Source organism: Gammaproteobacteria bacterium CG11_big_fil_rev_8_21_14_0_20_46_22 (assembly GCA_002796245.1).
Classification (GTDB): domain Bacteria; phylum Pseudomonadota; class Gammaproteobacteria; order UBA12402; family UBA12402; genus 1-14-0-20-46-22.
Window position 1 is genome coordinate 21,637 of the sequence record PCWT01000027.1, and the last position, 11,172, is coordinate 32,808.

The 11,172-nt window shown below is 44.3% G+C and carries 13 protein-coding genes; 8 read left to right on the plus strand and 5 right to left on the minus strand.

What is annotated here, in order from left to right; all coding sequences use genetic code 11:
- Positions 1 to 60: 60 nt before the first annotated feature.
- The 3 genes from COV52_03310 (at position 61) to COV52_03320 (ending at position 1,959) form a co-directional block, all read left to right on the plus strand.
- Positions 61 to 1,032: a hydroxyacid dehydrogenase gene (locus tag COV52_03310; GenBank protein ID PIR11570.1), complete on the plus strand. Its 972-nt coding sequence runs from the start codon at positions 61 to 63 to the stop codon at positions 1,030 to 1,032.
- A 111-nt stretch (positions 1,033 to 1,143) separates the two neighbouring features.
- Positions 1,144 to 1,440, plus strand: a complete 297-nt coding sequence (locus COV52_03315) for a hypothetical protein (protein PIR11571.1) — start codon at positions 1,144 to 1,146, stop codon at positions 1,438 to 1,440.
- Positions 1,441 to 1,551: 111 nt separating this feature from the next.
- On the plus strand, positions 1,552 to 1,959 hold the full coding sequence (locus tag COV52_03320; protein ID PIR11572.1) for a hypothetical protein: 408 nt from the start codon (positions 1,552 to 1,554) through the stop codon (positions 1,957 to 1,959).
- Positions 1,960 to 2,096: 137 nt separating this feature from the next.
- Here COV52_03320 and COV52_03325 read toward each other — a convergent pair whose 3' ends face one another.
- From COV52_03325 to COV52_03340, 4 genes are all read right to left on the minus strand, one after another.
- Complete coding sequence (locus tag COV52_03325; GenBank protein ID PIR11573.1) at positions 2,097 to 2,453, minus strand: 50S ribosomal protein L20; 357 nt, start codon at positions 2,451 to 2,453, stop codon at positions 2,097 to 2,099.
- Between the two features lie 223 nt (positions 2,454 to 2,676).
- Positions 2,677 to 2,880 carry a 50S ribosomal protein L35 gene (locus COV52_03330; GenBank protein ID PIR11574.1) on the minus strand — a complete coding sequence of 68 codons (204 nt, stop codon included), beginning with the start codon at positions 2,878 to 2,880 and terminating at the stop codon, positions 2,677 to 2,679.
- A gap of 20 nt (positions 2,881 to 2,900) precedes the next feature.
- Entirely contained in the window at positions 2,901 to 3,416 is a 516-nt protein-coding gene (locus COV52_03335) for a translation initiation factor IF-3 (protein ID PIR11575.1), read from the minus strand.
- A 15-nt stretch (positions 3,417 to 3,431) separates the two neighbouring features.
- Entirely contained in the window at positions 3,432 to 5,342 is a 1,911-nt protein-coding gene (locus COV52_03340; GenBank protein PIR11576.1) for a threonine--tRNA ligase, read from the minus strand.
- A gap of 215 nt (positions 5,343 to 5,557) precedes the next feature.
- On the opposite strand from COV52_03340, the gene COV52_03345 reads away from it, so the two are divergent.
- The 4 genes from COV52_03345 to COV52_03360 are packed head-to-tail and all read left to right on the plus strand — an operon-like array spanning position 5,558 to position 8,992.
- The gene (locus tag COV52_03345; protein PIR11577.1) at positions 5,558 to 6,064 is read left to right on the plus strand and encodes a hypothetical protein; all 507 of its coding nucleotides are present in this window, start codon (positions 5,558 to 5,560) and stop codon (positions 6,062 to 6,064) included.
- On the plus strand, positions 6,061 to 6,777 hold the full coding sequence (locus COV52_03350) for a hypothetical protein (protein ID PIR11578.1): 717 nt from the start codon (positions 6,061 to 6,063) through the stop codon (positions 6,775 to 6,777). The genes COV52_03345 and COV52_03350 overlap by 4 nt, the downstream gene beginning before the upstream one ends.
- Positions 6,774 to 7,766, plus strand: coding sequence for a 2OG-Fe(II) oxygenase (locus tag COV52_03355; protein ID PIR11579.1), 993 nt, complete (start codon positions 6,774 to 6,776; stop codon positions 7,764 to 7,766). Before COV52_03350 ends, COV52_03355 begins: the two co-directional genes overlap by 4 nt.
- Before the next feature lie 5 nt (positions 7,767 to 7,771).
- Positions 7,772 to 8,992 carry a hypothetical protein gene (locus COV52_03360; protein PIR11580.1) on the plus strand — a complete coding sequence of 407 codons (1,221 nt, stop codon included), beginning with the start codon at positions 7,772 to 7,774 and terminating at the stop codon, positions 8,990 to 8,992.
- A 4-nt stretch (positions 8,993 to 8,996) separates the two neighbouring features.
- Here COV52_03360 and COV52_03365 read toward each other — a convergent pair whose 3' ends face one another.
- Positions 8,997 to 9,725, minus strand: coding sequence for a tRNA-dependent cyclodipeptide synthase (locus COV52_03365; protein PIR11581.1), 729 nt, complete (start codon positions 9,723 to 9,725; stop codon positions 8,997 to 8,999).
- Positions 9,726 to 9,839: 114 nt separating this feature from the next.
- Here COV52_03365 and COV52_03370 point away from each other — a divergent pair, with 114 nt between their 5' ends.
- Entirely contained in the window at positions 9,840 to 11,099 is a 1,260-nt protein-coding gene (locus COV52_03370) for a hypothetical protein (GenBank protein ID PIR11582.1), read from the plus strand.
- Positions 11,100 to 11,172 lie beyond the last annotated feature (73 nt).

Here is an 11,172-nt window from a genome sequence, read left to right on the forward strand (position 1 = left end):
ATAAAAAAGCGCCAAAAAATAGCCAAATTAAGCTACACTGTGGCAGATAAGGAAACCTACATGCCATCTCTCTGTTGTTATAGCACACAAGCTGAACTGAAAACCTTACTTGAGCCACTCGGCCAGATTGTCTTCACAGATGAGCACTTAAATGCTAGCACCTGCACATTGGCTCAAGGCTGCGATACCGTGTGCGCCTTTGTGACAGATACACTAAATCGCGACGTACTCTGCAAACTGGCTAAACAAGGCATAAGACATATTGCACTTCGCACCTCTGGCTATGACCATGTCGATCTCAGCGCAGCCGACGAGTTTAAATTAATCGTGACCCACGTGCCAGCTTATTCACCACAAGCTATCGCAGAACATGCCGCTGCTTTAACACTCATGCTGTCACACAAACTGCAACAATCACTGCGCCATCAAGCTCATCTTGATTTTAGACTTTCGGGTCTTTTAGGCTTTAATCTTCACCAAAAAACCGTGGGTGTTATAGGCGCTGGCAGCATCGGCGCTTGTTATGTAAATATCATGAAAGGCTTTGGCGCTAAGCTCATTGCTTATGACCCTTATCCCAAACCTGATTTGGACGTTGAATACACAAGCTTAAGCAAGCTGTTTGAACAAAGCGATGTAGTCAGCCTACACTGCCCACTGACCAGCAAAAACCGTTACCTGATTAATACCCATAACCTTCAAAAAATGAAGCCAAACGCCATCCTTATCAACACGGCACGAGGTGGGCTGGTCGACACAAAAGCATTACTGTACGCACTGGACCATAATTTACTGGCTGGCGCCGGTTTAGATGTGTATGAATTCGAAAAAGGCGTTTTTTTTGAGTCGCTCACAAACCTCAAAGACCCCTTGCTTAATGCGCTTTTGGCAAAAGACAATGTCGTGATCACACCACATCAAGCCTTTTTTACACAAGAAGCGCTAGAAAACGTTGCCGATATTGTGACTGACAATATTCAATCCTTTTGGCAGGGGATAGCGAAAAACACCGTTGAAAAATCGCGGCACTAGTGCGAGCATTTTTTGATTGAGGAAAAATTCAGGATGATGTTAAGATGATGCACTCAACATCTGATTTTCAAACGCTTTAGGTATAGATACATCAATAGAGGAGTAAAGCTCATGGAAAAATTCGTAGTGATGGTCGCAGGCATCTGCCAAGCTGGCATGGAAGATTATGTGAAAGAGCATATGAAGGCGATCGTCAAGCACTCGCGCCAAAACCCGGGCTGCCAGATTTATAATGTGCACCAATCAACGGCCAACCCGCGTGAGTTTATGATGTACTCGGCCTGGAACAGCCAAGATGATTTTGATAAACACAATAAAACCCCAGAAATTGACGAGCTAAAGCACAAACTTGCGAAAGTATTTTTCATCAACGAATCACCGAAGACCTACTGGCGCACGCTCGACTAGAAGCTCAAAACTCCAGCCAAAAAAACCTATTTCAACCGTTTTTACTTGAACAAAAAATGCTCTCCTGCTAGAATTGGGCGCTTTTAAATAATTTAAATAATGGAGCTTATTATGAAACGAACCAGCTTAATTTTATTGTCCACCTTGCTTACGGCCTCTGTTTTTGCAGCGAATGCGACTATCAATATCCATAACAGAACAGGACAAACAATATACAGACTTTACATGAAACCAGATGCGACCCATTGGTATCCTTCTCCGGCCGCGACACTCGATATGTCCAAACCGGACACACAAGGCGGCCCCGTTGCTCTATGGCTCCAGGGAATCAAAGACGTTGTAACATACGGCACTGACAGCGACAATAATTGCCAGCTGATAGTCGGGGTTACAGCCTCTTCAGACGCTTTCTATAGTCCTCAAGTTACCTGTGTTGGTAAATTTACCGCTAACGATTTCACCGATAACCACGATTGGACGGCTGACTGGACTATTTACAGTTTGGCGAGCAAAAAATAAACCGTCTTTTCTCTTTTCAGATAAGGGCTCATAGAGCCCTTTTTTTATGTCTCTTTAAAATAGTTGCCTCCCAGAATAGGGCGCCAATAAAAAAGCGCCCGAAGGCGCTTTTCAATGATGATGATTTGGCTCGTGTATTAGGCTAAAGCGGCTTTCGCTGCTTCAACCAATTTGGCCATGGTGTCTTTGTCGTGTACTGCGATATCCGCTAATACTTTACGATCGACATGAATATCAGCTTTTTTCAAGCCGTTCATGAATTTGCTGTAAGACATCTCATGCTCACGGACTGCCGCGTTAATACGAACGATCCACAATGAACGAAACTCACGCTTACGTTGTTTACGGTCGCGGTAAGCGTACTGAGCCGCTTTAATGACCGCTTGCTTGGCCACACGAAACACACGACTGCGCGCACCGTAATAACCTTTCGCTTCATCTAATATCTTTTTGTGTCGACGGCGTGCCATCACACCGCGTTTTACTCTTGCCATGATTTCCTCCAGTTTGTTTTAAGTTGCTTGGCATCAAGGCAGAGCCAAGCGAACTGTCTGTTTGAGACCCCTATAATCGATACCGAAGCCTCATTATTTAAGAAATTAAAATGGCTATGAGAAACGTAGCAAAACTTTCTTTTAGGCGCGCAGTTTACACAAAAGTAAATGAGCACCTAAAAGAAAGTTTTGCATAGTTTATCGACGCCATTTTCATTTCGTCTTATCGCTCACCCATCATGTATTCAACCGCTCTTTGATCACTAGGATGCACAAGCAAGTTTGAACGTAATTGGCGTTTACGCTTTTGCGATTTCTTCGTCAAGATGTGGCGACGGTGAGATTGCTTACGCGCAAACTTGCCGCTACCGGTTTTCTTGAAACGTTTCATCGCTCCGCGCAATGTTTTCAATTTAATTTTAGCCATGAATCATTCTCTTCTTCAGTCTATTTCTTTGGTGCCAATACCATCATCATTTGGCGGCCCTCGAATTTAGGCTCTTGCTCAACTAAGGCTTGCTCGCTGCTATCAGCACGCAAACGATTAAGCAATTCCATACCCAGCTCTTTGTGTTGCATTTCACGACCGCGGAAACGTAAAGTACATTTCACTTTGTCGCCTTTTTCCAAAAAACCCAAAATTTTAGTGAGTTTAATTTGGTAATCGCCCACATCAGTGCCCGGACGGAATTTGATTTCTTTTATTTGTACCTGCTTTTGATTCTTTTTCGCTGCCGCTTGTTTTTTGCTTTGCTCGAATTTGTATTTACCAAAATCCATCACTTTGCAAACCGGCGGGTTAGCCGTTGGGGATACTTCCACCAAGTCCAGACCAGCCTCATCGGCTAACGTTAAAGCCTCACGCAAGGAAATCACCCCTGCTTGCGCGCCATCCGCGTCAATCACCCGCACCTCTCGGGCTGTGATATCACGGTTGATACGAACATTTTTTTGCGTACTAATAAAAGCCTCCTAAATTCACTGTTTCGCCTGCACTTGGCTATTGAGCTTCTCAACCAAAACCTCAAGCGACATAGTGCCTAAGTCCTCGCCTTCACGAGTCCTGACGGCCAGCTCTTGAGTTTCGGCTTCGCGGTCGCCCACGATCACCAAGTACGGCACACGCTGTAAAGTGTGCTCGCGGATTTTAAAGCCAATCTTCTCATTCCTCAAGTCAGAAATGACCCTAAACCCTAAATTTTGGAGATTTTTTGCCACATTTTGGCAATATTCGGCCTGTCGATCCGTAATATTCATCACAAGCACCTGTTCTGGCGACAACCAAAGCGGGAAACGGCCCTCATGGTGCTCGATCAAAATGCCAATAAATCGCTCAAGCGAGCCAAAAATTGCCCGGTGAATCATGACCGGGTGGCGGCGTTCGCCGTCTTCAGCCACATACTCAGCACCTAAACGACCTGGCATTGAGAAATCGACCTGAATGGTGCCGCATTGCCAAATTCGGCCTAGGCAATCTTTCAGTGAAAATTCAATCTTCGGCCCGTAAAACGCGCCCTCACCCGGATTGTATGACCAATCGAGCTTGTGATCATCCAAAGCCTCAGCCAACGCTTTCTCCGCTTTATCCCAAACCGCATCCGAACCAATACGCTCCTCGGGCCGAGTGGACAATAGCATCTGACATTCGGTAAAACCAAAGTCCTTATAGATAGAAAGAATAAGATCAATCGAAACAGAGACCTCTTCACGTATTTGATCGGGCGTGCAAAACGCATGAGCATCATCTTGGGTGAAGGAGCGCACACGCATCAAACCGTGCAAGGCGCCCGATGGCTCATTACGGTGCACCACACCGAACTCACTCAAGCGCAACGGTAAATCACGGTAGCTTTTCAAACCCTGGCGAAACACTTGCACGTGCCCCGGACAGTTCATGGGCTTGATCGCATAGTCGCGATTCTCAGAATGCGTGACAAACATATTCTGTTCGCCAAATTTTTGCCAGTGGCCCGACTTTTCCCACAAGCTCCGGTCCATAATTTGCGGCGTGCGAATTTCCTGATAATTATTTTCACGCATACGAGCGCGCATGTAACGCTCAATCGCTTTATACACTTCAAAGCCACGCGGATGCCAAAACACCATGCCGGGCGCTTCTTCCTGGAAGTGAAACAAATCCAAGGCCTTGGCCAATTTTCGGTGATCACGCTTTTCCGCTTCTTCGAGTTGATGCAAATACGCTTTCAGTGCTTTTTTATCGGCCCAAGCGGTGCCATAAATACGTTGAAGCATTTCATTGTTTGAATCACCTCGCCAGTAAGCCCCGGCCACTTTCATTAATTTAAACGCGCCGGTCTTCGCTGTCGACGGTACGTGCGGCCCACGGCATAAATCTTCAAAGTCACCCTGCTGATACATGCTTAGAGTTTCGTCTTCGGGTAAATCGCGAATAATCTCGACTTTATAATCTTCGCCCAAGTTGGCGAATACGCTGATCGCATCATGACGCGACACTTCTTTTCGCACGATCGGCAAATTTTCCTGCTGAATTTGCTCCATACGCTTTTCGATTTTATCCAAATCCTCTGGCGTGAATGGCCTTTCAAACGCAAAGTCATAGTAAAAACCGTTTTCAATGACTGGGCCAATGGTCACCTGGGCTGAAGGGTAAAGTTGCTTCACGGCTTGCGCCAAAAGATGCGCACAAGAGTGGCGAATAATCTCCAAAGCTTCGGGTGATTTTTCGGTGATGATCACAAGGCTTGTATCAGCTTCAATCATAAAGCTCGCATCCACAACTTTGCCATCAACACGACCCGCCAAGGTTGCTTTAGCAAGACCAGCACCAATGCTATTAGCCACATCCATCACAGACACAGCATGATCAAACTCACGGCAACTGCCGTCAGGCAACGTAATTTTAGGCATGGGTAGACTCCTCATATCAGTGGTGACCCCTACCAAAGGCCACGTGAACGAACAAATGGACGGGCAGTATACCGGACTTAGATTATTTCGCCAAGTTCTCGAAGTTGATTCAAAAACCAATTGCGCCGCGAACAAACCGATAACTTGGCTTGTTTTGACATATCGGCTATTATATCCCTCGATTCAACAATCCCACAGCCAACGCCCCATCCGCCATGAAAAACAACTTCGCCACAATCAAGCAAACAGCGCAACTTTATGAAGCGAAGGTGCTATGTTTTAGCATACTTCTTGTTTTCGCCAGCTGGTTTAATGCCGATCTCATCATACTGTTAAACAAAGTTTTTCAGGCCGGCGTGATTATTATTCCTTTCTCACTAATGCTGCTTTCAAACATCGCACAAACTTTTGGGCAAAAGAAAGCCTACAAAGCCTTACTAATCGGCCTTTTTTTCATTGTTTTTAATTTCGCCTATGAACGACTTGCCCATCACCTTCCCAACCCAGGCTCACTGATACTTCGTAACAGACCCTATACTCACTTTCTTCACAATCAAATAGAAATGATCATGCCGTATGTTATGGCCGTTTTGATTGCCAGCGCCATCAACATATCAATAAGCAGCAAAATCATAACAACTAAAAACACAGCCCTTAAGACGATACTCATTGGCCTACTGTCAACCTTTATCTATGTTTACCTCTCTCGTTTAAGCTTATGAACAAAACTCAGAAACACTACAAGTATCTTTGGCTGCTAATATCACTGTATGTTTTAGCAACAATCGTATCCGACCTTGCTGAGGGCAAAGTCACAACCGTGCTTTGGATACACGCCGGCGCAGGCCTTTTCATCTTCACCTTTAGCTATTTTTTCATCGACATCATCACAGAAGTATATGGCTATAAGCGAGGAAGGCTAACCATTTGGATAGGTATATTTTTTTGTGGGCTTTTTGCGCTACTCGCCGAAGTCACGCAGCTATTTCCACACCCAAATAACCAGAGCATGAGCACCCTTATTCCATTAACACAGCGTATATTCTTATCGACCATAGCAACTGTGATTATTGCAGAAAACCTTAATGCCTACCTTGTCGCCAAACTAAAGATTTTTTTCAATGGTAGGCACATAGGCACCCGCTTTATTTTCTCAACCTTAATATCCACCTTCATCAGCATGTTAGTCTTTAGCTTGATAGGGTTTTATGGGCGCCTACCAAATGAAGGCTTTATACTTTTGACCTTAACCTCATGGCTTTATCGTTTTATTACTGAGCTGGCCCTGATCCCAGTCTCAATAGCCATTTCAAAGAAATTAAAGCAAATAGAGAAAACCGATATTTACGATCGAAATACTAATTTCAATATTTTTGCATTCGATAGCCACTACAGCTCAACTGAAGATCATCTCTTTAATAAGGAGGCCAAATGAAACACCAAGAAACCATTCCTCAAATCAATCTATCCCCACTATGGAACGACCCCAAAACCGGGATAGAAACAGTCGCCAGAGACGTTAGAAAAGCTTACACCACGCTTGGCTTTGCCTACCTTACCAACCACAACATACCTAAAGAAATCATCCAGCTTGGCTTCGACGCCGCGAAAGAATTCCATGCCCTGCCCTTAGACTCCAAGATGACCATTAAACAAAATGATTGCTTTAGAGGTTATGTTCCCATGAATGCTTCGACACTCAGAGTATCGACAGAAGGCAGTGCAAGAAAGCCCAACCAACTTGATGCCTTCGTTATGGGTTTCGAACCTGAAAAAAACTCGACAGACTACCAACACGGACTTTATTTCTCAGGCGATAATCAATGGCCTGCTGACCTGCCAAACTTCAAACTAAAGCTTGAGCGCTATCGTGATGCGGTACTCGAGTTGGCCATGCAATTTTTGCAAGTTCTCTCTATCGCCATGGGGATGCCAAAAGATCACTTGAATCAATTTTTCGCGCCCCCAACTTACTGGCTACGTTTACAACATTACCCCGAACAACCAAAGCATATCCCTGAAAATCAATTCGGCATCGCACCACATTCCGATTACGGGTGTTTTACCTTGCTAGCGCAAAACGATGTAGAAGGACTTGAAGTTAAACACCCTGAAGGCCACTGGATAACAGTACCCCACATTCCCAATGCGTTTATACTCAACACAGGCGACATGACAAAGCGCTGGAGTAATGACACATTTCTCTCAACACCACATCGCGTCATTAACCGTTCAGGCAAAGAGCGCTACTCTATTCCTTTTTTCGTTGAGCCCAATATGCATGCCATCGTTGACCCACTCACCAGCTGTATTAGCGAAGAAAAACCAAAACTGCACGAGCCCGTCATGTACGGCGATCACTTCATGAACAGAATACAGGGAAATTACGGCCTAGGAAAAACAAGAAAAGACGAGAGCAAATAAAACCAATGAAAAAGTCACTGCTTGCTTTACTCCTTATTGTTTTTATTGATGGATCAGGTATAGGGATTTTATTTCCGATACTCAACGATGTCTTGATTAACACAACAAGCCACTTTTTACCTGCCCATACGACGGCAGCCCAAAGATACTTTGACTACAGCGTCACCATCAGCCTGTTTTTTCTTTGTTGGTTTATTGGTGCAACTTACCTATCAAAAACTTCCGACAGCATTGGACGAAAAAAAGCACTTTTTGTCTGTTTATACGGCTTGCTCTCAGGTTATTGTCTTACAGCCTTGGCGTTGATCATTAAAAGCTTTGCTTTGCTGCTAGCAGGCAGAATCATTGCAGGCCTAACCGCAGGCAGTCAGTCTGTCGCACAGGCTGCAATTATCGACATTAGCACCCAAAAAAACAAAGCCACTCATCTCGGATGGATCGCAGTAGCTTTTTCGCTGGGTCTCGTTGCAGGCCCATGCATCGGCGGAATCTTTTCTGACAAAAGACTTTCTGTTTATTTTAACAACGAATTACCGTTTATTATTTTAATGATACTGATCCTAAGTAATATTCTCATGGTTTACCGCTATTACAAAGAGAGCGTTGTAGAAAAGAAAAAACATCAATTTAAACTTGCCGACCTCGTCAAGCAATTTTCACTAATCATTAGCAACCCAATTGTTAGAAACTTGTCGCTAATATTTTTTATTCAACAGTTTTGCTTTAATACTTTTTATGTTTTCATCTCGCCCTATCTCTACAAGACCTATCACTATAGCACCATGCAAAACAGTGCAATCATGGCACTACTTGGCATATCAAACTTGGTCGGAGCCGGCTGCATCCTTCCCATAGTGCAAGGAAGAATAGCCGAGAAAAACATCATACGCTTTGGACTCATTACTATGTCAGCAAGTTTATGCCTACTACTCACGCTGCACTATAATTATTCGCCATACATCTTAGTCATTCCCTTTATGATCACATACGCTCTTGCATACACAATGATGTTAACATTATTTTCAAATGCAGTAGAAAAAGATCAACAAGGCTGGGTAATGGGGATAACAGTATCTCTGTTTACCATTGGTTCAGCAATTACAGCAAATGTTGGCGGCGCTTTAATAAACCTATCTGAAAAGCTACCCCTCGCTATCGCGGCGATTGGCTGCATAGCAAGCTTCAGCTTGAGCTTTATCCTAAAAATGTCAAAAAGCAAAAACTAAAGCATCAGCAGGTTTTTTTAAACCTTAGATGCAGCCATCTGCATTTCGCAGGGTAAACATCTTTAACAAACAAATCGCGTGTCTTATCCATTGCTGGCGTGACCGGCTTTGGGTAAATAATAAAATCATAACCAAGGCTTGCCCACAAAGGCATAACAATCGGACATTCCTCAATCAGGTAAGACACGCCATGGTAAAATAATTCATCCTGAGTTGACACCAAATTATTTTCTATCAAACGGCTCATATAAGACGAAACGTTCGCATGAATGGCCTCACGGTAGGAGGCATCCTTCTTATAGGCAGATTCAACATCACGCCTTAGCGCAAGGTAATCCGGGTGTCGCAAAAAATAATCCCATCGCCTTATCTCGCCGAGAGAATCGAGGCTCACGATCGCTTTATGATTCCTATCCAACCAAGCGCTGCCTTGCTCCAAGCTATAGGCAAAAGCAGCCTCCTCACCCAATCGACCAATATGGTTATACCTTTGCAGTGTGTCTGCCAAAACAATATCACACACCTCAAAATCATAGCGATTGATCAGCTCTACGGTTGCCCTAAACTTATCACCCTCATGGTAGCGCTGCCCAACGCTAACAAATAAAAGCGCTTTCTTTTTCAACAAAAGCGCTTTTTTATTATCAAACCCTGATGTCAATCCTTTACAGCGAAAACTTGCTTTGTACATCGGCTTTTCCGAGCTATCAATTTTCTGTACTAATCGTCTCATGATTTAAAGTCTATACGAAGGCGTCGGTAGCGAAGCTTAACATACCCAGCCACATTTTGTCTTTGATCTCCAAGGCAAGAACCAGAGATACATCCATTACATAATAATGATATTATGAGCTCACTCGAGCAACCGGAGACCTATATGAAAGTAGTCATCAAACAAAAACAGATGTTACTTATCTATCTCATCGGCTTTATTGATGCTACCGGCCTTTCGATTGTTTCACCACTGGTAACCCCCTTGTTTTATAACGAGAGCGGCCTAATGGCTGCCGACTCGCACCCGCTTACTCGAGCGATTGCCTTTGGGGCCACCTACGGTCTCTATTCTTTATGCATGTTTATCGGCTCACCTATTTTGGGCAGCTATTCTGATCGAGCTGGACGAAAACTCACACTGAGTTACTGCCTAGCGGGTACCGCGATAGGGTATATCTTATCCGGCATCGGCATTATCGAGCACTCACTATGGCTTTTCTTTTTAGGTCGCGTGATTGATGGCTTTACTGCAGCAAGCATGACAACAGCGAAAGCCGCCATCATTGATCTAACACAATCAGAAAAGATCAAGTATCTGAGTTTTTTTATGGCTAGCGTTGCACTTGGCTACATTGCGGGCCCAACGCTAGGCGCTATAATCTATCACCACTTTGGGCTCAGCGCGCCCAGTTTCTTTATTGCTGGGCTGGCTATCATTAATTTGTTATTGATTCTCTTTGTTTTTAAAGAAACGCTAGAATCCCATAGGAAACAAGAAAGCCTTTTCCGCAGCATTGGCAAAGAAGTGATGCTCTTTTTCGATCGTCCAAGAATCCAAAAACTTTCTCTGGTTTATGCTTTGTATATTATTTCGTGGTTTAGTTTCACAGGCTTTCTACCGATGCTACTGGGTCTGCACTTCAAGCAAAGCCCAGAATCTATTGGTCTATACTTTTCACTATCTGCCGTGGTAGTCGTGATCACAGCGGCAGCTCTTGTTACACCTTGCACAAAACGTTTTGGCAGCTTAAACACGTATTGCCTGAGCCTAGTAGTAGCTGCACTGTCAGCCTTTGCACTATCGCTGACTCACAGCAACACCTTAGCCTGGTGCTTACTCGTACCTACAGCAGCAGGCTTTACCTTTGGCTATGTTATCAGCACAAAGCTGTATTCTGACCAGGTCGATTCAACGCAGCAGGGCTGGGCGATGGGCATCAACTCAGCCACCAGCGCTTTATTTTTTGCTGTTGCAGGTTTTGCCTCCGGGTTTTTTAGCGGAGTCAATGTTAGCCTGCCGTTCACGATCAGCCTAATAACTGGCTTAGCCTCTTGCATTTTTCTGCTGCGATTTAGAGGTCGGCTGGTTATTAATGTACGACTTGAGACATAGGTAACACTTTATACCGGAGACATAGGTTACACTTTTAGGCATTTGAAGGGGAAATAAAAATGCCGTGGAAGGA